General features: G+C 62.3%; 21 protein-coding genes. 16 read left to right on the forward strand and 5 right to left on the reverse strand.

What is annotated here, in order from left to right; genetic code table 11:
- The first annotated feature begins 39 nt into the window (after positions 1 to 39).
- Together NDO48_RS02580 and aspS are read left to right on the forward strand one after the other, a co-directional pair.
- Positions 40 to 456, forward strand: a complete 417-nt coding sequence (locus tag NDO48_RS02580; protein WP_267320813.1) for a GNAT family N-acetyltransferase — start codon at positions 40 to 42, stop codon at positions 454 to 456.
- A 137-nt stretch (positions 457 to 593) separates the two neighbouring features.
- Positions 594 to 2384 (forward strand): aspartate--tRNA ligase, encoded by a 1791-nt coding sequence (gene aspS / locus NDO48_RS02585; RefSeq protein WP_267320814.1) that lies wholly within the window; start codon positions 594 to 596, stop codon positions 2382 to 2384.
- 98 nt (positions 2385 to 2482) lie between these two features.
- On the opposite strand, the gene NDO48_RS02590 is transcribed toward aspS, so the two are convergent.
- Positions 2483 to 3676 (reverse strand): hypothetical protein, encoded by a 1194-nt coding sequence (locus NDO48_RS02590; RefSeq protein WP_026227055.1) that lies wholly within the window; start codon positions 3674 to 3676, stop codon positions 2483 to 2485.
- Positions 3677 to 3941: 265 nt separating this feature from the next.
- Between NDO48_RS02590 and parC the strand changes: the two genes are divergently transcribed.
- Entirely contained in the window at positions 3942 to 6245 is a 2304-nt protein-coding gene (gene parC, locus NDO48_RS02595; RefSeq protein WP_018427344.1) for a DNA topoisomerase IV subunit A, read from the forward strand.
- A 136-nt stretch (positions 6246 to 6381) separates the two neighbouring features.
- On the forward strand, positions 6382 to 7608 hold the full coding sequence (locus NDO48_RS02600; protein WP_026227056.1) for an AI-2E family transporter: 1227 nt from the start codon (positions 6382 to 6384) through the stop codon (positions 7606 to 7608).
- Between the two features lie 7 nt (positions 7609 to 7615).
- Here the strand turns inward: NDO48_RS02600 and NDO48_RS02605 are convergent, their stop codons facing one another.
- From NDO48_RS02605 to hemB, 4 genes are all read right to left on the reverse strand, one after another.
- Positions 7616 to 8506 carry a DMT family transporter gene (locus tag NDO48_RS02605; protein WP_018427346.1) on the reverse strand — a complete coding sequence of 297 codons (891 nt, stop codon included), beginning with the start codon at positions 8504 to 8506 and terminating at the stop codon, positions 7616 to 7618.
- Positions 8507 to 8572: 66 nt separating this feature from the next.
- Positions 8573 to 9322: an arginyltransferase gene (locus NDO48_RS02610; RefSeq protein ID WP_018427347.1), complete on the reverse strand. Its 750-nt coding sequence runs from the start codon at positions 9320 to 9322 to the stop codon at positions 8573 to 8575.
- 139 nt (positions 9323 to 9461) lie between these two features.
- Positions 9462 to 9932: an RDD family protein gene (locus NDO48_RS02615; protein ID WP_018427348.1), complete on the reverse strand. Its 471-nt coding sequence runs from the start codon at positions 9930 to 9932 to the stop codon at positions 9462 to 9464.
- 104 nt (positions 9933 to 10036) lie between these two features.
- The gene (hemB, locus tag NDO48_RS02620) at positions 10037 to 11068 is read right to left on the reverse strand and encodes a porphobilinogen synthase (RefSeq protein WP_267320815.1); all 1032 of its coding nucleotides are present in this window, start codon (positions 11066 to 11068) and stop codon (positions 10037 to 10039) included.
- A 134-nt stretch (positions 11069 to 11202) separates the two neighbouring features.
- Here hemB and NDO48_RS02625 point away from each other — a divergent pair, with 134 nt between their 5' ends.
- The 12 genes from NDO48_RS02625 to NDO48_RS02680 all read left to right on the forward strand — a co-directional run bounded on the left by NDO48_RS02625 (position 11203) and on the right by NDO48_RS02680 (position 21128).
- Positions 11203 to 12252, forward strand: coding sequence for an enoyl-CoA hydratase/isomerase family protein (locus tag NDO48_RS02625; protein WP_018427350.1), 1050 nt, complete (start codon positions 11203 to 11205; stop codon positions 12250 to 12252).
- Positions 12249 to 12671 (forward strand): DUF6163 family protein, encoded by a 423-nt coding sequence (locus NDO48_RS02630; protein ID WP_018427351.1) that lies wholly within the window; start codon positions 12249 to 12251, stop codon positions 12669 to 12671. Before NDO48_RS02625 ends, NDO48_RS02630 begins: the two co-directional genes overlap by 4 nt.
- Before the next feature lie 215 nt (positions 12672 to 12886).
- Positions 12887 to 13402: a transcriptional regulator LdtR gene (ldtR, locus tag NDO48_RS02635; RefSeq protein ID WP_018427352.1), complete on the forward strand. Its 516-nt coding sequence runs from the start codon at positions 12887 to 12889 to the stop codon at positions 13400 to 13402.
- Between the two features lie 111 nt (positions 13403 to 13513).
- Positions 13514 to 13750: a hypothetical protein gene (locus NDO48_RS02640; protein WP_267320816.1), complete on the forward strand. Its 237-nt coding sequence runs from the start codon at positions 13514 to 13516 to the stop codon at positions 13748 to 13750.
- Positions 13740 to 14993, forward strand: coding sequence for a L,D-transpeptidase family protein (locus NDO48_RS02645; RefSeq protein WP_018427353.1), 1254 nt, complete (start codon positions 13740 to 13742; stop codon positions 14991 to 14993). The genes NDO48_RS02640 and NDO48_RS02645 overlap by 11 nt, the downstream gene beginning before the upstream one ends.
- 178 nt (positions 14994 to 15171) lie before the next feature.
- Positions 15172 to 16473, forward strand: coding sequence for a serine hydroxymethyltransferase (glyA, locus tag NDO48_RS02650; protein ID WP_018427354.1), 1302 nt, complete (start codon positions 15172 to 15174; stop codon positions 16471 to 16473).
- Between the two features lie 170 nt (positions 16474 to 16643).
- Complete coding sequence (nrdR, locus tag NDO48_RS02655; RefSeq protein WP_018427355.1) at positions 16644 to 17108, forward strand: transcriptional regulator NrdR; 465 nt, start codon at positions 16644 to 16646, stop codon at positions 17106 to 17108.
- A gap of 3 nt (positions 17109 to 17111) precedes the next feature.
- Positions 17112 to 18236 carry a bifunctional diaminohydroxyphosphoribosylaminopyrimidine deaminase/5-amino-6-(5-phosphoribosylamino)uracil reductase RibD gene (gene ribD / locus NDO48_RS02660; RefSeq protein ID WP_018427356.1) on the forward strand — a complete coding sequence of 375 codons (1125 nt, stop codon included), beginning with the start codon at positions 17112 to 17114 and terminating at the stop codon, positions 18234 to 18236.
- The gene (locus NDO48_RS02665; protein WP_018427357.1) at positions 18236 to 18853 is read left to right on the forward strand and encodes a riboflavin synthase; all 618 of its coding nucleotides are present in this window, start codon (positions 18236 to 18238) and stop codon (positions 18851 to 18853) included. The genes ribD and NDO48_RS02665 overlap by 1 nt, the downstream gene beginning before the upstream one ends.
- A 114-nt stretch (positions 18854 to 18967) precedes the next feature.
- Complete coding sequence (locus tag NDO48_RS02670; RefSeq protein WP_018427358.1) at positions 18968 to 19432, forward strand: 6,7-dimethyl-8-ribityllumazine synthase; 465 nt, start codon at positions 18968 to 18970, stop codon at positions 19430 to 19432.
- Positions 19429 to 19929: a transcription antitermination factor NusB gene (gene nusB, locus NDO48_RS02675; protein ID WP_018427359.1), complete on the forward strand. Its 501-nt coding sequence runs from the start codon at positions 19429 to 19431 to the stop codon at positions 19927 to 19929. Before NDO48_RS02670 ends, nusB begins: the two co-directional genes overlap by 4 nt.
- Positions 19926 to 21128, forward strand: a complete 1203-nt coding sequence (locus tag NDO48_RS02680; RefSeq protein WP_267320817.1) for an MFS transporter — start codon at positions 19926 to 19928, stop codon at positions 21126 to 21128. Before nusB ends, NDO48_RS02680 begins: the two co-directional genes overlap by 4 nt.
- Positions 21129 to 21675 lie beyond the last annotated feature (547 nt).

The raw sequence follows: 21675 nt of genomic DNA on the forward strand, positions 1-21675 counted from the left end.
TAGCTTGCGCTCCCGCCCTCAGAGCGCAGGGAGCCTGATATGACCACGCTGACCGTCAGCACGAGCATCGACAGCGAAACCGCAAGCCTCATCGGCGACGGGCTTAATGCCTACAACCACAAGGCGGCCGGGCCGCACAACGACCAGGATCTGTGGATCGTCGCCCGCGACGGCCAGGGCATGGTCGCAGGCGGCCTCAAGGGCTCGTCAGAATACACCTGGCTGTTCGTCGAGTGGCTGTGGATCGGACCTCAGCATCGCGGCAGTGGCCTCGGCACGCAGCTTCTTGCCAAAGCAGAGGAAGAAGCCCGCCAGCGCCGCTGCATCGGCATCCATCTCGATTCGTATACGTTCCAGGCGCCGGAGTTCTACAAGCGGCAGGGATATGAGGAGTTCGGCCGCATCGACGATTATCCGGTCGGTCATTCCAGGGTGTGGCTCAAGAAGCGGTTTTGACCCCACTCTAAGGCGGTCTAAAAACCGCTTTACCTTGACAAAGCCGGGTACGCATGCGCTTTTCGCGCGAATTTTAGGCCCCGGCGCATCAGGCGCTGACGGCGCCGCGCAACAATAGCCCGAACCGGAACTTTGCCATGCACCGTTACCGCAGCCACACCTGCGCACAATTGAGGAAATCCGACGTCGGCTCCGCCGTCCGCCTGTCCGGCTGGGTGCACCGCGTCCGCGACCACGGCGGCCTGCTGTTCATCGACATGCGCGATCATTATGGCCTGACGCAGATCGTCGCCGATCCTGATTCGCCCGCCTTCAAGGTCGCCGAGACCGTGCGCGGCGAGTGGGTCATCCGCGTCGATGGCGAGGTCAAGGCGCGCATGGCCGAGGCCGTCAACGGCAACCTGCCGACCGGCGAGATCGAAGTCTTCGCCAAGGAAATCGAGGTGCTGTCGGTTTCCAAGGAATTGCCGCTGCCGGTGTTCGGCGAGCCGGAATATCCTGAAGACATCCGCCTCAAGTACCGCTTCCTCGACCTGCGTCGTGAAACGCTGCACAAGAACATTGTCGCGCGCACCAAGATCATCGCCGAAATGCGCAACCGCATGGGCGCCGAAGGCTTCACCGAATATTCGACGCCGATCCTGACGGCTTCGTCGCCGGAAGGCGCTCGCGACTTCCTGGTGCCGTCCCGCATCCATCCGGGCAAGTTTTTCGCGCTGCCGCAGGCCCCGCAGCAGTACAAGCAGCTGTTGATGGTCGCTGGCTTTGACCGCTATTTCCAGATCGCGCCGTGCTTCCGCGACGAAGACCCGCGCGCCGACCGCCTGCCGGGCGAATTCTATCAGCTCGACCTCGAAATGAGCTTCGTGACCCAGGAAGACGTCTGGAACACGATGGAGCCGGTGATGCGCGGCGTGTTCGAGAAGTTTGCCGACGGCAAGCCGGTCACCCAGAAATTCCGGCGCATTCCTTATGACACGGCGCTGCGCACCTACGGCAGCGACAAGCCCGACCTGCGCAACCCTATCGAGATCCAGGAAGTCACCAGGCATTTCGATGGCTCGGGCTTCAAGGTTTTTGCGGGCATGATCGCCTCGGACCCGAAGGTTGAAGTCTGGGCGATCCCGGCCAAAACAGGCGGCAGCCGTGCATTCTGCGACCGCATGAACGCCTGGGCGCAAAGCGAGGGCCAGCCAGGCCTCGGCTATATCTTCTGGCGCAAGGAAGGCGACAAGCTCGAGGGAGCAGGTCCGATTGCCAAGAACATCGGCGAAGAGCGCACTGAGGCGATCCGCCAGCAGCTTGGCCTGTCGGATGGTGACGCGGCATTCTTCGTTGCTGGCGACCCCAAGAAGTTCGTCTCGTTTGCAGGTGCCGCGCGCACGCGCGCAGGTGAGGAATTGAACCTCGTCGACCGCGACCGCTTCGAGCTTTGCTGGATCATCGACTTCCCGTTCTACGAATGGCTGGAAGACGAAAAGAAGATCGACTTCGCCCACAACCCGTTCTCAATGCCGCAGGGCGGCCTGGATGCGCTGACCAACCAGGACCCGCTGACCATCAAGGCCTATCAATACGACATGGTCTGCAACGGCTTCGAAATCGCATCCGGTTCGATCCGCAACCAGCTGCCCGAGCTGATGGTCAAGGCGTTCGAACTGACCGGCAAGACGCGCGAAGAGGTCGAAGAGCAGTTCGGCGGCCTCTACCGCGCCTTCCAGTACGGCGCGCCGCCGCATGGCGGCATGGCGGCCGGTGTCGATCGCGTCATCATGCTGCTCGTCGGGGCAAAGAACCTGCGTGAAGTGACGCTGTTCCCGATGAACCAGCAGGCGCAGGATCTGCTGATGAACGCTCCGGCCGAAGCCACGCCGCAGCAGCTGCGCGAGCTGTCGCTGCGCGTCGCTGTGGCCAAGAAAGAAGCTTAAGACATCAGCGCAAGCGACTCTTTCGACTCGATAAAGTCACTACAAAAAAGCCCGGCATCGTTGCCGGGCTTTTTCGTTTCAGGCTGGAGCAGCCAGGATCAGTCCTGGTTGGCCTTGACCGTGAGGCCGAGCGTGTTCGGCAGTTCCTTCGGGTTGGCCATGCCGTTGGCGGCCAGCAGCGCGAACGGAACCGGCGAACCGGGCTTGGCCGCGATCTCGAGCGACTTCGGGTCGTCTAGATAGGCCGTCACGGCGTCCGTCACCTGCTTCGTCAGCTCGGCGTTGTTGAGCTCCATCATCATGAACGGCACGATCGCCTTGGCCTGGTTGGCAATGTCCTTGGCCGTCATGCCCTGCTGCTTGGCGACGTAGTCGAGCACCTTGTTGGTGATCGAGTCGTCGTCGAAGCGCACCGTTGCCGCGTTGAAGGTCAGCTGCTGCATCAGGCCGAGCATGGCCAGGCCCTGGGCCGAATTGTCGGCACCCTCAGGCTGGGCAGCCATCTGCTTCTGCAGGTCCTGCACCGACTTCAGGAAGGCCAGCGTGTAGCCGCCGAGGTCGAAGGTCATGCCCAGCGTGCCGGCGTTGTCGACGGTGATGTCGTACTTGGTCAGCGCCATGTTGCCGTCGGTCGGCTGCCATGTGCCGGCCATGTCGAAGCTGCCGCTGATCGCCTGATAGCCGAGAGCGTCGATCACTTCCTTGGACTTGGGGTCCTCGACGAGACTGAGATCGGCCGTGAACTTCTCGGCGCCGCCGGTGAAGTCCATCGCCTTGCCATCCTTCGGCGGCGTGATCTGGGCCTCGAAGTTGCTCATCTGGAAGGCCTGCTTGTCGCCGACCTTGATGCTGACATTCTCGAGTGCCGCCGTCTCGTACATCATGATGGAGCCGAGCGGCTCGGTGGAGCCTTCTGCCGGCAGCGAAACGTTGCCGAGCGTGAACTCGCTCACGTCGACCGTCGCACCGTCCTTGTTGAGATTGTACGGCTCGGTGCTGATCGTCTCGATCTTGTAGCCGCCATTCTCCTCAGTGACCCCGCTGAGCGTCAGCTTACCGATTTCGAAGGGCTTGTCCTCGCCCGCCACCGTGATCGTGGTGCCTTCGAGCACCATCTCGGATGCGTCGCCGGACACGCCGCTCCAGCCGAGGGTCACGTTCTGCAGGGCCATCAGGCCTTTCAGCCGCTCGGCGACCGCCGTGGCGTCCTGCGCAAATGCGCCATGCAGCGGCAAGGCCACGAGAAAGGTTGTAAGTGCGAGCTTGCGGAATGCAGAGCGGTGTTGCGTCATCATGGTTCCCTGAGACTGTGAGGAATCGTTTCGCCTTTCGTCCGTCACGAACTGGACTGGAAGAAGGCACCGTGGCGACAATGGCCGCAATTCGGCGAAAAAGGCAATCGCTGCAATGCAACACGCGTAAAAATGGTGAATGAGCCGCTGATCCAGAGAATGCTACTTTAGCGAGCGGAGAAATTTGTCGCATCCGGGCGCCATCCGCCCTTGCTTTTGCCGACAAGGCTTGCTGCGAATCGCCCGTTCCGTTAGTCCAAACCCCATGGGAAAAGGGCTTGTGCCGCCTGCTGGCGGCAGTGACAACATCGAACCGGTCGACCTCAAGAAGGCGCTCGAAGAGCGCTATCTCGCCTATGCGCTGTCGACCATCATGCATCGGGCGCTGCCCGACGTGCGCGACGGGCTGAAGCCGGTTCATCGCCGCATCATGCATGCCATGCGGCTGCTCAGGCTCAACCCGGACCAGGGCTTTGCCAAATGCGCCCGCATCGTCGGCGAGGTCATGGGCAAGTTCCACCCGCATGGCGACCAGTCTATCTATGACGCGCTGGTGCGCCTGGCGCAGGATTTTTCGGTCCGCTATCCGCTCGTCGACGGGCAGGGCAACTTCGGCAACATCGATGGCGATAGCGCTGCTGCGATGCGCTACACCGAAGCGCGCATGACCGAGGTGTCGGTCTCGCTGCTCGAAGGCATCACCGAGGACGCGGTCGATTACCGCCCGACCTATAACGAGGAGGACGAAGAGCCTGTCGTCCTGCCGGGCGCGTTCCCCAACCTGCTCGCCAATGGCTCGTCCGGCATCGCGGTTGGCATGGCGACGTCGATCCCGCCGCACAATGCGGCCGAGCTGTGCAGTGCTGCCCTCTACCTCATAGACAATCCCGAAGCCTCGGTCACCGACCTGATGACCTCGCCGGGCGAGTGGGACCGTATCAAGGACGATCCCGAGCAGCGCTTTGCTTGCAAGGTGCGCGGTCCCGATTTCCCCACCGGCGGCAGCATCGATGACGACTGGGCGACCATCGTCAATGCCTATGAGACCGGTCGCGGCGGCTTCCGCGTCCGCGCCATGTGGGAGCAGGAGGATCAGGGCAGGGGCACCTGGAACATTGTCGTCACCCAGATCCCCTATGGTGTGCAGAAGGCGCGGCTGATCGAAAAGATCGCCGAGCTGCTGATCGCCCGCAAGTTGCCCTTGCTTGAAGACATCCGCGACGAAAGTGCTGAAGACATCCGCGTCGTCCTGGTGCCCAAGAGCCGAACGGTCGATCCGGGCCTGTTGATGGAATCGCTCTACAAGCTCACCGAGCTTGAAAGCCGCTTCCCGCTCAACATGAATGTCTTGTCGCGCGGCAAGGTGCCGAACGTGCTGTCGCTGAAGAGCGTGCTGCGCGAATGGCTCGACCACCGCCGCGAGGTGCTGGTCCGCCGCTCGAAGTTCCGCCTCGGCGAGATCGAGAAGCGGCTGGAAATCCTCGGCGGCTACCTGATCGCCTATCTCAACATCGATGAGGTCATCCGCATCATCCGCGAGGAGGATGAGCCCAAGCGTGCCATGATGGCGCGCTGGGACCTGACCGACAATCAGGCCGAGGCCATCCTCAACATGCGCCTGAGGGCGTTGCGCAAGCTCGAGGAATTCGAGATCCGCAAAGAGCACGACGCACTCAGCACCGAGAAGAAGCAGATCGAAGCGCTGCTGGCATCCGACACCAAGCAGTGGGCGACCATCAAGTGGGAAGTGAGCCAGGTTCGCGAGCATTACGGACCTGAGACCGAGCTTGGCCGCCGACGCACCAGGTTCACCGATGCGCCCGACCACGACCTGACCGACATCCAGCACGCGATGATCGAGAAGGAGCCGGTGACGGTCGTCGTCTCCGAAAAAGGCTGGCTGCGAGCGATGAAGGGGCATCTCGCCGACTTCTCGCAGCTGTCCTTCAAGGAGGGCGACAGCCTCAAGCTCGCCTTCCATGCCCAGACGACAGACAAGATTCTGGTCTTCACCACGGGCGGAAAATTCTACACCATCGGCGCCGACCGACTGCCGGGCGGCCGCGGCCACGGCGAGCCGATCCGCATCATCGTCGACATGGAAAACGACCAGGACATCGTCACTGCCTTTGTCCACGATCCCAAGCGCAAACTGCTTTTGGCCAGCTACGAAGGCAATGGGTTCGTGGTGCCAGAGGAAGAGGTCGTCGCCAACACCCGCAAGGGCAAGCAGGTGATGAACATCAAGACACCGGATGAAGCCAAGCTGTGCGTGCCGCTGGCCGGCGATCACGTCGCCATCGTCGGCGAAAACCGCAAGATGCTTGTGTTTGCCTTGCAGGAAATCCCCGAGATGACCCGCGGCAAGGGTGTCCGCCTGCAGAAATACAAGGATGGCGGGGTGCTCGACCTGAAGACTTTCGCCATGGAGGCTGGCCTCACATGGCAGGATTCGGCCGAGCGCACCTTCACACGGACGCGTGAAGAGCTGATGGAATGGATCGGCACGCGCGCGACCGCCGGCCGCATGGTGCCCAAGGGCTTCCCGCGCACCGGCCGCTTCGGCTGATGGCACGGGACTTAAGCCCGGTCACAAAGTTTTCGTGCGTGGCGATGTATAAGGCACTATGATCCTCGCACCGGCGACCTTGCTGTCGCCGGGCGTGCAACACGGGTCCACTGCAGGGCCGAGGAGATCAAGGCCCTTGAACGCGAAAGACCCACGCAAACCAGAACGCGAACCGAGATTGCTCGGCCCGGCGACGCCTCTGCGGGCAGCCCTTGTACCGCCATTGTCGGCGGCGCGCTGGCTTCTGGTTCTGATCGTTGCGGCGGGCATCTACTTCTTCCACGGCTTCCTCGTGCCGGTGCTTGCGGCGCTCGTCATCGCCTTTGCCAGCTGGCCGCTCTATCGGCGTTTGCTGGTCGCCGTTGATGGCAACAGGACCATCGGCGCCACGCTGGCGCTGCTGTTCATCATCGCTTTCCTCGTGGTGCCGATCTCGTTCGCCTCGACCTACGCCATCAATGAAATCCGCGAATGGTTCAGCTGGGCCGTAGACACCAACCGGCATGGCGCGCCGACGCCTCTGTGGATCGCCAATTTGCCCATAGCGGGCGAATGGCTGAACGAGCAGTGGACGCGCTACATCGGCCATCCCGGCTCGATCGGCGAACTGATCCAGATCGTCAGCGGCGCCAACATAGGCACCATCTATCGCGGCGTGCTCGCCGCCGGCGGCAGCGCCTTCGGCATTCTGCTGACGTTGCTGTTCATGTTGATTGCACTGTTTTTCACCTATCGCGATGGCGAGCATTTCGTCGGCCAGCTCGACCGTCTCGGCGAGCGCATCCTGCCGATGCGCTGGGAGCGCATCTCGCGCGTCGTGCCCAAGACGATCAGCGCGACAGTCACGGGAATGACACTGATCGCCATCGGCGAAGGCGTGGTGCTGGGCGTCGCATACTGGATTGCCGGCGTACCCTCGCCAGTCACGCTTGGCGTGCTCACCGGCTTCATGGCTCTGATTCCCGGAGGCGCGCCGCTGGCCTTCACCCTGGTGTCGATCTACCTGGTCGCCAGCGGCTCGCCCGTGGCAGGCGTAGCCCTGTTCGCATGGGGCTCGATAGAACTCTTCATTGTCGACAAGACCCTGCGTCCAAAGCTGGTCGGCGGCCCGATCAAGTTGCCGTTCCTGCCGACCTTTTTCGGCCTGATCGGCGGCGTCAAGACGATGGGTTTCCTGGGGCTGTTCATCGGCCCCGTGCTGATGGCGCTGCTGGTCGCCATCTGGCGCGAATGGATCCGTGAGATCGAATTGTCCGACGAGGCGACCCTGATTGCCGCCAACGCCCCGCTGGAAGGCGAGGCACCCCGGGCGCTCGAGCCGCCGCGGGACGAAACCCAGCAGAAGCGTACCCAGGCTGGCTGAGCCTGGGTTAAGCCGCCTGCTGGAGGGCGGCGCCGAAGCGGCGCTTGCGGCTTTCGGAAAGCTGCCAGATTGAATGGGCAACCAGCGTGACGATGAGGATCGCGCCGCCGATCAGGCTGTTGGTCGTCGGCACCTCGGCAAAGATCATCCACACCCAGATTGGCGCCAGCACCGTCTCCAGCAGGTAGAACATCGCGACCTCCGGTCCAGACAGATATTTCGGGCCATTGGCGAGACAGAAGAACGAGATCGGCATTATCACCGCGCCGTTGAAGATGATCCACCACGGCGCGTCGATCTGGAAGCCTGTCTTCGACACCATGAACATCGCAACCAGACAGGGGAAAAGCACGCCGACAAGTGCCGTGAAGCCCATGTCCTTGCCGCTGGCCCGCGAGATGGTGATGGCGGAGGCGATGCAGAACGCCGAGCAGACCGCCATGAAGTCGCCGAACAGATGGCCGGTGCCGATCGAACCGCCGACGATGATCAAAACGCCGCCGACCATGAACAGCATTGCCAGCATGGTTGCGGGGCGTGGCTTCTCACGCAGGAATATCCACGACAGCGCGGCCGCGAAGACCGTGTTGAAGGCGAGGATGAACACCAGGTTTGCCGTAGACGTGTTGTAGACGGCGGTGATGAACGTCACCGAGCCGATGCCGTAGAGGCTCGCCACCACAAGGCCAGCCTTGCCGGGAATGAGTTTCGGCGCGTTGCGATCGAACGAACGCCAGATGGACCAGATCACGATCGCCGCAAGGAATGTCACGCCGCTGCGTGTCATCAGGATCGACCAACTGTTGCCGGCGGCAAGCTTAATCAGAGGAATGTCGACGGTCAGCGCCAGCCCGCCAATCCCGGTCAGCAACAGTCCCTTGGAATGATTGGATTGCATGCCCGCCACGTTTCCCTCTGCCAGATGGTCGACGGCAGCGTGGAAAACGGGCCGGACTGTTCAGCTCTAGCCTTCGAAACGTTCCCAGCCCTTGGGGCCGAGATGCTCCTGCGGCGTGAAGCGCACCTTATAGTTCATCTTGCGCGAACCGTTGACCCAGTAGCCAAGATAGACGTGGGGCAGGCCCATGGCGCGCGCCCGGGCTATATGGTCGAGGATCATGAAGGTGCCAAGCGACCGCTCGTCCATTTCCGGGTTGTAATAGGAATAGACCATCGACAGGCCGTCGGCCATCTTGTCGGTCAGCGCAACCGCCATCAACTCGCCTTGACCCTTGCCGGTGATGAAGCTGTCGGGGCCACGGCGGCGATATTCGATCACCTTGGTGTCCACATGGGTGTCCTCGACCATCATGGCATAGTCGAGCACGGTCATGTCGGACATGCCGCCCCTGCGGTGGCGAGCGTCGAGATAGGAGCGGAACAGCGAATATTGCTCGGTCGACGGCTCTGCGTCGTGCATGGCGCCGATAAGATCGGAATTTCGATCGATCACCCGCCGCATGTTGCGTGTCGGCAGGAACTCCTGCGCCAGGATGCGGACCGAAACACAGGCTCGGCAGGTCTCGCAGGCCGGTCGGTAGGCAATGTTCTGCGACCGCCTGAAACCGCCCTGCGTCAGCAGGTCGTTCATTTCAGGCGCCTTGTCGCCGACAAGATGGGTAAACACCTTCCGTTCGAACTGACCCTCAAGATAGGGGCAGGGAGACGGCGCCGTCAGGAAGAATTGCGGAGAATGGGTAGGATGCTGCGTCATTGCGCGTCAGGAAGACTCCCCACGAACACCCCTAGCTTGGCCTTGGCGGCGAAAATTTCAACATGAATGTGAAGGCAAGTGGGTATTTTGCCTTCACATTTTGGCGCAAGCGCAGGTTTTGACTCGGTTTCTGCTCATTTCAGCGGTCGCTGCGGCTCACCACAGTGCCGAGAAGCAGGTCGTGCAGAGTGCGCTTGCGGTCCGAAAACAGCGTCACCAGCAGGATCAGCGGCGTCAGCACCACGTTGCCGGCCCAGAAAAGCACCGAGTGAACCACGGCCAGCATGCCGTCGACCGGCCTCCCGTCGAGGCGGTCGAGCCGGATACCCATCATGCGCATGCCTGTCGTCGCCTGGTTCGGGCCGCCCAGCGTCGACCACACATACATGATCGCCACCAGCGGGAATAGGAGACCGAAAAGCGCCCAGCCAAGGCCAAGCGTCAGGATGCCGAGAAAGAAGATGATGATGGCGAAGGGGATCATCAAAAGGCCGACGATCAAGTAGTCGACGCAGAACGCCAGTATCCGCCGCGTCCGCACCCCGTCATAGGCCCTGACGTCGTCGAGCCTGCTGGTGATGATTTCGCCGTCCAGAACGCGTGCGGTCATTGTTTCCTCTATGGCGGGCGAGCGTGCCCGCGCACGTATTCAGATGGGAATTGCTACGACGGATTCAAGAAACGCTATGGGTATCCGTCATGCTTGGAGGGAGTTCAGCCCTTCAGCATCTCCGCCACCTCGGGCGCGAAATAGGTCAGGATGCCGTCGCAGCCGGCGCGCTTGAAGGCCAGCAGGCTTTCCAGCATCGCCTTCTCACCGTCTATCCAGCCATTGGCACCGGCGGCCTTGATCATCGAATACTCGCCCGACACCTGGTAGGCGAAGGTCGGCACGCGGAACTCTTGCTTGAGCCGGTGGATGATGTCGAGATAGGGCAGGCCGGGCTTGACCATCAGCATGTCGGCGCCCTCCGCCAGGTCCTGCTCGGCCTCGCGCATGGCCTCGTCGGCATTGGCATGGTCGAGATAGTAGGTCTTCTTGTCGCCCTTGAGCAGGCCCTGCGTGCCGATCGCCTCGCGATAGGGGCCATAGAAGGCCGAGGCGAACTTGGTCGCATAGGACATGATCGCCACGTCCTGGAAGCCGTTGTCGTCGAGCGCGTCGCGGATCGCGCCGATGCGGCCATCCATCATGTCGGAGGGGGCGATGATATCAGCGCCGGCGGCGGCCTGCAGCACGGCTGCGGCCGCCACCTGGGCGACCGTCTCGTCGTTGACGATGATGCCGTCGCGCAGGATGCCATCATGGCCATGGCTGGTGAAGGGGTCGAGCGCGACATCGGTGATGATGCCGATCTCGGGCACCGCCGCCTTGATGGCGCGGGTCGTGCGATTGATCAGGTTGTCGGGCTCCAGGATGTGCGAACCCGTCTGGTCGCGCAGGCCCATGTCGACATTCGGAAAGGTCGCAAGTGCGGGAATGCCGAGCTTTGCCGCGCGCTCCGCTTCCTTGACCGCGAGATCGACCGAAAGACGGAACACACCGGGCATGGCCGGTATGGCTTCGCGGCGGTTCTCGCCGTCGATGATGAAGATCGGCCAGATCAGGTCGTCGACGCTCAGCTTGCTTTCCTGCACGAGGCGGCGCGACCAGTCGGCCTTGCGCATGCGGCGCAGGCGTCGGCTGCCGGTGATCTCGTCGACGCTACGCGCGCCGGCTGGCTTGGCGGGGGTGAACTTGTTCATCGATGGTCTCCGGATTGTGCGGTTTTTAGCATGCCGCTTTGCCGAAGACCAAGCCGCTGCATGCTGCCTGCGGCATTGACGCACCCACGCGCAGCACATTAGCTCTGCGGACGGCTTCGATGTGAGGGAATCTCTTGGACAAGGATTTTGGCGGCGGCGACGAAATCCGCTTCGAGCGGACCGGCAGGGCCGGCATCGTTACGCTGACGCGACCGCAGGCGCTCAATGCGCTGACCCACAACATGGTCCTTGCGTTGTCTCGCGCGCTCAAGGCCTGGGAGCACGACCGCGACGTGGCGCTGGTCGTAGTCAAGGCCGAAGGCAGGGCATTTTGCGCCGGCGGCGACATCATGAATGTTTACGAAAGCCGCAACATCGGCTCCCCGCCCGTGCAGTTCTTCGCCGACGAGTATCGGCTCAACGCGCATATCGAACGTTACTCCAAGCCCTATGTCTCGCTGATCGACGGCATTGTCATGGGCGGCGGCGTCGGCATCTCATGCCATGGGTCGCACCGGGTGATGACCGAGAACGCCTTGTTTGCAATGCCCGAGGTCGGCATCGGCTTTTTCCCCGACGTCGGTGGCAGCCATATCCTGCCCGACCTCGGCGGCTATTTCGGCATGTATCTGGCGCTCACCGGCAACCGCATCCGTTATGGCGATGCGCTCTGGTCGGGGCTTGCCACCCACACCATTGCCGCCGAGGGCCTGACAGGCCTGCTCGAACGCCTGTGCGAGACAGGCGAGGCGGAGGCTATCCTGCGCAATTATTTCCGAACCGCAACCCGCGAAACCGATCGCGACACGCTGGAGGCGATCGCGCTGCACTTCTCCAGGCCGACGCTTTATGACGTGATCGAAAGCCTGCAAGCTGAAGCAGCGTCGAGCGCGTTTGCCTCAAAGACCCTCGCCACCATCCTGACGCGCTCGCCGACCAGCCTTGCTGTCACGTTCCGGCAGGTGCGCGCCGGCCTCACCATGTCGATGGACGATTGCATGCGGATGGAGTTTCGCATCCTCAACCGCATGCTTTCAGGCCACGATTTCTACGAAGGCATCCGCGCCGTCCTGGTCGACAAGGGCTCGACGCCCGTCTGGCAGCCGGCGCGTCTGGATGATGTCGACCCGGCCGACATCGACCGTTACTTCGAGACCCTTGATGACAGGGAACTCGCCCTGTGAACGGAAGCGTCAGCCAGCTCCGCGAACTGCATCCTTCGGCAGTGGAAAGCGCATTTGCGATTTTCCTGCGCGTCGTCGCTGCCTATTGCCTGCTGTTCGGCATTCTTTACTGGACCCGGCTCATCGGCATCTATGAGGGTCCGCTCTGGCGTTTCGATCTGATGCCCATCCATTGGCAGGTCGCATCAGTCACCCTGTCCGTCTTCTTTCCCTTTGCGGCCATCGGCCTGTGGATGTTGTCGTCCTGGGGGCCGGTGATCTGGTTCATCTGCGCGACAACCGAGACCGTCATGTATGTCGGCTTCCCCGATCTCTTCGGCAGCCGGCCGTTGATCGTCGCCGCCCATCTGGTGGTGGCGCTCGCCTACACTGCATTCCGCGTCGTTTTGCACCTGCAAAGGCGCGGCAAAGAGCAGTAGCCAGCGCTTTCAACGCGTTGCCGGCCGTTCAATAAAATTCAAGGTTAATTATTCTTGCTCGGACGGGGGTTCGTTAACCCTCTTTCGAAACCAGTGCTTGGTAAGCCCTTGTTAAGCCTGACGTTTAAGTCGAATTTTATGGGTATTCGATAAGTTCGCGATCAAGGTGACAACAAACAAAAAAGTCACCAGGCGACAACAGAGAGGCAAAGACAATGATCAATTCGCGTCAGGCGGCCAAGCCCGCAATGGTATCCGAAGATCGCAACGAAGCGATCCGTTCGCTTTACATGGAATCCCTGCAGCTGGTCGAAAGACTTCATCGCCGTCTTCTTGATGTTATCAAGGATGAGTTCGACCGCAATGGCCGCAGCGATATCAATGCGATCCAGGCTCTGCTGCTGTTCAACATCGGCAATGCCGAGCTGACCGCCGGTGAATTGCGCTCTCGTGGCTACTATCTCGGCTCCAATGTTTCGTACAATCTCAAGAAGCTTGTCGAGCTCGGCTTCATCAACCACCAGCGCTCGCGCATCGACCGTCGCTCGGTCCGCGTCAGCCTGACGCCGAAGGGCCAGGACGTCGCTGAAGTCGTCGCCGGTCTCTATGACCGCCACGTCGGCTCGATCGAGCAGGTCGGTGGCATCAACACCGACGAATTCAAGCAGATGAACCGCGCTCTGCAGCGCTTGGACCGCTTCTGGAACGACACCATCGCCTACCGCATGTAAGCCTGACGGCTGGCGCGGCGCCGCAAGTCCGCCCAAAAGGAAACGACCTCCAGTCGCAGGGCCGGTTGCAGAAATGCACCGGCTCTTCCTTTTTTGGTCCGTGGGCTTGCAATGAAAGGCCTCATAGCCATTTTGCCGCCATATTCGGATGAAAACCGAAATGTCTGTGATGTGCCAAATGCTGCCAGTTCGGCCGTCAGCAATCCGCACGGTGACGCAACGTCTTCTGCGTCGGCGATGCAGGATTATGGTTGGCTAATTGTTAAGCATGGCCGTCGTATCGTCGCGGGGAAATTTTTCCTGCCGGTTGAGTTGCACGAACATGTCTGGGAAGCCCATGAAAACTAACCGCCGTTTCTTCCTCACCGGTGCCGGCGCGATCGCTCTGGCTGCCATCTCTGGCGTTGCCAGTGCCCAGGACGCGGTTAATGAAGTTCTCGGCTCCTCGCGCCGCGGCAACTGGGACGACGAGTTTGACGCCAAGGTAAGCCAGGGCGCCAAGGTCGCCTCGACGCTGCCCGTGTTCTCGCCCCAGACAATCGGCTTCACCCAGCAGGCGATTGCCCAGTACCAGAACATTGTCGCCCAGGGCGGCTGGCCGGTCGTTCCCGCCAACAAGAAGCTTCGCCTCGGCGACGAGGATGCAGACGTTGCCGTGCTGCGCAAGCGCCTGATGGTGTCGGGTGACCTGTCGCCGCGTGCCGGCATCTCCAATTCCTTCGACACCTATGTCGATGCCGCCCTCAAGCGCTTCCAGGCACGTCATGGCCTTCCGGCCGATGGCGTCATGGGCCAGTACACCTATGCGGCGATGAACATCAGCGCCCAGGTTCGCCTTGGCCAGCTCGAGACCAACTTGACGCGAATCCAGGCGCAGGCCGGCACGCTTGGCCAGCGCTACGTCAACGTCAACATTCCCGCAGCTCAGGTCGAGGCCGTCGAGGGCGATCGCGTCGTCCTTCGCCACACGGCAATCGTCGGCAAGGTCGACCGCCAGTCGCCGATCGTCAATTCGAAGATCAACGAGATCGTCGTCAATCCGTACTGGAACGCGCCGGTGTCGATCGTTCGCCGCGACATCATTCCGCTGATGCGCAAGAACCCGAACTACCTCACCGACAACAAGATCCGCCTCATCGCGCCCAATGGCAGCGAGGTCGATCCGATGACTGTCGACTGGTCGACGGAAGAGGCGGCCAAGTATCTGTTCCGCCAGGACCCGGGCGCCATCAACGCCATGGCTTCGGTGAAGATCAATTTCCCGAGCCCCGATGGCGTCTACATGCACGACACGCCGCAGCAGAGCCTGTTCAACAAGCTCATGCGCTTCGATTCCTCGGGCTGCGTGCGCGTCCAGAACGTGCGCGACCTCGTCACCTGGATCCTGCGCGACACGCCGGGCTGGAGCCGCCAGCACTTCGAGCAGACCATCAAGTCGGGCGCCAACACCCCGGTTCCCGTCACCAACCCGGTTCCGGTTTATTTCACCTATGTCTCTGCCTGGTCCACCGGAGATGGCGTCGTGCAGTTCCGCGACGACATCTATGGCCGCGACGGCGTCGACGAGCTGCAGATCACTTCGGCGCTCTGAGCCGACGCACAAGATGCAAAAAAGGCCGCCTTCGGGCGGCCTTTTTTGTTGCTGGCCGAAATGCGACCACGAAATTTCGCAGCCTACGTGGCGACGCTGGGGCAAGTATGTTAATTGCCCGCCGAACCTCCCCGATGCCCCTCCGGATCATTGTCCGGACCAGCAAGGATCAGAACCGATGGCAGCTTCGAAACACCTCGAATCCTTCTTTGGAACCCCGCTTTCGGAGGTGGATCCGGAGATCTTCGGCTCGATTCGCAATGAGCTTGGTCGCCAGCGCCATGAGATCGAGCTGATCGCTTCTGAGAACATCGTCTCTCGCGCTGTGCTCGAGGCTCAGGGCTCGATCATGACGAACAAATATGCCGAGGGTTATCCGGGCAAGCGCTACTACGGCGGCTGCCAGTTCGTAGACGTTGCCGAGGAGCTCGCCATCGAGCGCGCCAAGAAGCTGTTCGGCTGCAACTTCGCCAACGTCCAGCCGAATTCCGGCAGCCAGATGAACCAGGCGGTGTTCCTGGCGCTGCTGCAGCCGGGCGACACCTTCATGGGTCTCGACCTCAATTCGGGCGGTCACCTGACCCACGGCTCGCCAGTCAACATGTCCGGCAAGTGGTTCAAGGTCGTCTCCTACGGCGTCCGCAAGGACGACCACCTGCTCGACATGGACGAGGTTGCGCGCCTGGCCCGCGAAACCAAGCCGAAGCTGATCCTTGCCGGCGGCACGGCCTATTCGCGCATCTGGGACTGGAAGCGCTTCCGCGAGATCGCCGACGAGATCGGCGCCTATCTGATGGTCGACATGGCCCACATTGCTGGCCTCGTCGCCGCCGGCGTGCATCCGTCGCCGCTGCCGCATGCGCATGTCGTCACCACAACCACACACAAGTCGCTGCGCGGCCCGCGCGGCGGCATGATCCTCACCAACGATGAGGATATCGCCAAGAAGGTCAATTCGGCCGTGTTCCCCGGCTTGCAGGGCGGCCCGCTGATGCACGTCATCGCCGCCAAGGCCGTCGCCTTCGGCGAAGCGCTCAAGCCCGAGTTCAAGACTTATGCCGAAAACATCGTCGCCAACTCGAAGGCGCTTGCCGAGAGCCTCAAGGCCACCGGCCTCGACATCGTCTCGGGCGGTACCGACAACCATCTGATGCTGGTCGACCTGCGTCCCAAGAATGCCACCGGAAAGCGCGCCGAGGCAGCCCTTGGCCGCGCCAACATCACCTGCAACAAGAACGGCATCCCCTTCGACCCGGAGAAGCCCTTTGTCACCTCGGGCGTTCGCCTCGGCACGCCGGCCGGCACGACCCGCGGCTTCGGCACGGCCGAATTCCGCGAGATTGGCCAGCTGATTGCCGAAGTGCTCGACGGCCTCAAGGTCGCGAACTCGGATGAAGGCAACGCCGCCGTCGAGGCTGCCGTGAAGCAGAAGGTTGTCGCCCTGACCGAGCGTTTCCCGCTTTATCCCTATCTGGGGTAAGCTGACGCATCGGCCCGAAGATCGGAATCGGTTTTCGGAAAGCACGACTGAGGCCACAAAGGCCTTCACAATTTGAAGCCCTATGCCGGTCATCCCGGCATAGGGCTTCTGCTTTTCGGGATCATGCATTAAGCCTTTCCCGGTCGAGGATTCGAAAGACAAGGCCGAACATGCGTTGCCCCTATTGCCAGTCTGAAGACACGCAGGTGAAGGACTCCCGTCCCGCCGAGGATGGGGCCGCGATCCGCAGGCGCCGCATCTGCCCGGTCTGCGGAGGGCGCTTCACCACATTCGAGCGCGTCCAGCTGCGCGATCTCGTCGTGCTCAAGAAGTCCGGCCGCAAGGTGCCGTTCGACCGCGACAAGCTTGCCCGCTCGGTCGAGATCGCCGTGCGCAAGCGCAATGTCGACCCCGAGCGCATCGAGCGCGCCGTCACCGGCATCGTTCGCCAGCTCGAAAGCTCGGGCGAGAGCGAGATTCCCTCGGGCGAGATCGGCCGGCTGGTCATGGAGGCGCTGAAGTCGCTCGATGACGTCGCCTATGTGCGTTTTGCCTCCGTCTACCGCAATTTCCGCGAGGCCAAGGACTTCCACGAGGTGCTTGGTGAGCTCAAGGGCGACGAGGACGCCGGTTGAACCATGGCCGGTAGCGTCACTGCTGAGCAGGATCTCGTCGATCGGCGCTTCATGGCCGCCGCGATCCGCTTGTCTCGCCGCAATCTCGGCCTGACCTCAACGAATCCTTCCGTAGGCACTCTGATCGTCCGCGATGACGGCAACGGCCCCGTCATCGTCGGATGTGGCGTCACCGCCGTCGGCGGTCGTCCGCATGCCGAGCCGCAGGCGCTTGCCGATGCCGGTGAGCTGGCACGCGGCGCCACAGCCTATGTGACGCTCGAACCTTGTGCTCATCATGGCCGCACCCCGCCTTGCGCCAATGCGTTAGTCGACGCCGGCATCGCCCGCGTCGTCGGCGCGGCCAGCGATCCCGACACGCGCGTTTCCGGCAAGGGTTATGCCATCCTGCGCTCCGCCGGCATCGAGGTGCGCGAGCGCGTCCTGGCCGCCGAGGCTGCCGATCAGCTGGCCGGTTATCTGAATCGATCCGTCAACAAGCGCCCGGAAGTGATTCTGAAGCTTGCGCTTTCGGCCGACGGCATGATCGGCAGGCGCGGCGCGGGCCAGATCGCGATAACGGGCGAGATCGCCCGCCGGCAGGTCCACGTCATGCGCGCCGAATGCGATGCGATCCTGATCGGCATCGGCACTGCCATCGCCGACAATCCCGAGCTTACCGTCCGCCTGCCTGGCCTGCGCACGCGCTCGCCTGCACGCATCGTGCTCGACAGGCTTGTTCGCCTGCCGGTCACCTCGAAGCTGGCGATGTCGGCAAGGGATGTTCCGGTGCTCGTCGCTGCCTGTTCGGAGGGCGACGCCCCAAACAAGGCTGCCCTTGAGCGGTTGGGCGTAAAGTTCCTGGCGACCGAGAGCTTTGACGGCCGCGTCGCCTTGCCCGAGCTGCTCGAGGATCTGGCCAGCAAGGGCATGTCACGCATCATCGTCGAAGGCGGCGCCGATACGGCGCGTGCCTTCCTCGACGAGGGACTGGTCGACCGCATCGCGCTGTTCTACGGCCCGGAAGCCATCGGCACCGATGGCATTGCAGCACCCATCGGGCGAGACCATATACCGGCAGGGTTCAGCCTGGTGCGCGAGGCGCGCTTCGGCGAGGACATCTTTGCCGAATGGATAAGGGAAATCTGATGTTTACCGGTATCGTCACCGATGTGGGGACCGTTGCGTCCGCCGTTCCGCTCGACCAGGGCGTCCGCCTGCGCATCGACACCGTCTACGACCCCAAGACGATCGATATCGGCGCGTCGATCGCCTGCTCCGGCGTATGCCTGACCGTCGTCACCCTGCCGGAAGACACCTCCAATGCCCGCTGGTTCGAGGTCGAAGCATGGGAAGAGGCGCTGCGCCTGACCACGGCCAGCGACTGGCAGGCCGGGCGGAAGATCAATCTCGAACGCGCCCTCAAGATCGGCGACGAGCTCGGCGGCCACATTGTTTCGGGCCATGTCGATGGCATGGCCGAGATCGTCTCACGCGAAGACGAGGGCGAGGCGGTACGCTTCAGACTTGAAGCCCCGCGCGAATTGGCCAGGTTCATCGCGCCCAAGGGCTCGGTGGCACTCGACGGCACCTCGCTGACCGTCAACAAGGTCGAGGGCACCCGCTTCGACGTACTGTTGATCCACCATTCGCTCCAGGTCACGACCTGGGGAGAGCGCAAGGTCGGCGACCGGGTGAACATCGAGATCGACACCATGGCTCGCTATGCGGCGCGGCTGGCCGAGGCTGCGAAGGAAGGGCTCTGAGGGCAGGGGCGGCCCCGCGGTCATGGACCAGCAGTTTCCTTATGTGGTCATTAACACTTCGCTTGCGAACTCCCCCGGTTCGGCCTAATTGACCGGCTCTGCCGGAGATCGAACATGGCCAATGACAAGCAACTGAAGCTCCTCATCATCGAGGCGCGCTTCTACGACGACCTCGCCGACGCCCTTCTGGACGGCGCCAAGGCCGCGTTGAGCGAAGCCGGCGCTTCTTATGATGTGGTGACCGTGCCCGGCGCTCTGGAGATTCCGGCCGTGATTTCCTTCGCGCTCGACGCAGCTGACGACGAAGGTACCGAATATGACGGCTATGTCGCGCTCGGCACCGTCATCCGCGGCGAGACCTATCATTTCGACATCGTCGCCAACGAATCCTGCCGCGCCCTGATGGACCTCTCGGTCGCCGAGTCGATCGCTGTGGGCAACGGCATCCTGACAACCGAGAACGAAGAGCAGGCCTGGGCGCGCGCGCGCCGCAGCGAAGGCGACAAGGGCGGCTTTGCCGCGCGCGCCGCACTCACCATGATCGCCCTGCGCGAGAAACTTGGAGCGGCCCGATCGTGACCTCTTCCGAAGGCAAGGACCAGCCAGTCGTCCGCCACGCCAACAAGCGTGGCGCAGCCCGTCTTGCCGCCGTGCAGGCGCTCTACCAGATGGACGTGGCCGGCAGCGGCCTGCTCGAAATCACCGCTGAATACGAGGCGTTCCGCCTCGGCAAGGAAGTCGACGGGGCGCTCTACCGTGAAGCCGATGCCCAGTGGTTCCGCGCCATCCTTGCCGGCGTCGTCGAGAATCAGAAGTTCGTCGACCCTGTCATCCGCGAGTCGCTGACCGAGGACTGGCCGCTGTCGCGCCTCGATTCCACTTTGCGCGCTATCCTGCGCGCCGGTGTATTCGAGCTGATGAAGCGCCAGGATGTTCCGGTTGCGGTGATCGTCTCGGAATATGTCGACATCGCCAAGGCTTTCTACGTCGATGACGAGCCCAAGCTCGTCAACGCAGTGCTCGACCGCGTCTCTCGCAAGCTGCGCGGCGAAGGAAAGGGCAAAGACGCATTATGACCGGTGGCGAACGCGAAGCGCGGCGAACTGCCTATATCCTCGCCGCATCGCAGGCCATTATCGGCTCAGCTGCTCCCATTTCCTTCTCCATCGGCGGTCTCGCCGGCTACTATCTGCTCGGCGACGACAAGTCGCTGGCAACGCTTCCCATCACCGGCTTCAGCCTCGGCCTGGCGCTCGGCGCCCTGCCGGCAGCCGCCATCATCCGCGCCATCGGGCAGCGCAGCGGCTTCATGTTCGGCACCGCCGTCACGGCAGCTGGCGGCGCCATCGCCACGCTCGCGCTGTTCCGCGCCGAGTTCTGGCTGTTCGTTTTCGGCCTGCTGCTGCTCGGCGCAGGCGGCGCCTTCGTCCAGCAGTTCCGCTTTGCAGCTGCCGACAACGCGCCGCCCGAATTCAAGGCCAACGCCATCTCCTTCGTGCTGGCAGGCGGTATCATCACCGCCATCGTCGGGCCGCAGATCGTCATTTTCACGCGCGAGATGTTTGCGCCGGTCATGTTCGCCGGCTCCTTCGCCTCGATCATCGGCCTGGCTGCAGTCGGCGCCATCATCCTCTCCTTCCTGCGGGTCAAGGAACCTGCGCAGGGCCATGAGGCCGCATCCGATGCCGGCGCGCGGCCGCTGATGGAAATCATTTCCGAGCCGCGCTTCGCCGCGGCACTCACCTGTGCCGTCGGCAGCTATGCGCTGATGACCTTCATCATGACCGGTGCGCCGCTCGCCATGGTCGGCTGCGGCTTCTCGCCCGACGAGGCGACTTTGGGCATCTCCTGGCACGTCATGGCGATGTTCGGCCCCAGCTTCTTCACGGGCCGCATCATCCAACGTTTTGGTGCTGAGCGCGTCGTCGCCTTCGGCCTCTTCCTGCTCATCGGCTGCGCCATCGTCGCGCTGTCGGGCATAGCGCTCTGGCAGTTCTGGACCGCGCTCATCCTGCTCGGCCTCGGCTGGAATTTCGGCTTCATCGGCGCCACAGCGATTGTGTCGACGGCCTATCGCCCGTCCGAGAAGAGCAAGGTCCAGGGTTTCCACGATTTCGTGCTGTTCGGGACGGTGGCGCTCGCTTCACTGATGTCGGGTGCAGTCTACAACGCCTATGGCTGGGAGACGCTCAACTGGGTCGTCTTCCCGATCTGCGTCATCTGCCTGGCGGCACTCGCAACGCTCTCGATGGCGCGCCGCCGGCAGCCCTCTTGAGCCTTGTGCAGGCAAGCCAGAGCCCTTGATAAGGGCGGAGAGTGCATCTCGCCGCCTCCGGTGATCGCACAAGATCGGCATTGCACCGGCTTTAGGGCCGGTCACCTTCTCTCTGTATTGGTTGTCACGATCCTCTCCATGAACTTGTAAGGCCCTCAGCCTTCCTTAGGGGGGGCCTGAACCGTCTGCACTGGACTTCGTCTTGGAGTTCAGTGCCAAGAAACGGCAGGGGGCCATATGGTTTTCAGACTTGTGACTGGTGCAGCCATCCTGCTCACTTGCGTTAGCGGCGCAGGCGCAGCAACGTCCGCCAGTTGGAAAAAAAACGAACCAGACGGTACGCGAGGTTTACGTTTCTGGGCTTGGTGAGGGCATGAGTTGGGCGAATGTCTCAGCCAAAAGTGACTTGGGGTAAGTCCCTCTATTGCCTGCCTTCTCGACTCAGCCTCTCAGGCAGGAATTACATTTCAATCCTTGAAGACTACGCAGAGCGATACAGATTTGCAGGACCCTACGATCAAGAGGTCGCACTTCTTCTCCTATCCGC

Source organism: Aminobacter sp. MET-1, assembly GCF_026521175.1.
Classification (GTDB): Bacteria; Pseudomonadota; Alphaproteobacteria; order Rhizobiales; family Rhizobiaceae; genus Aminobacter.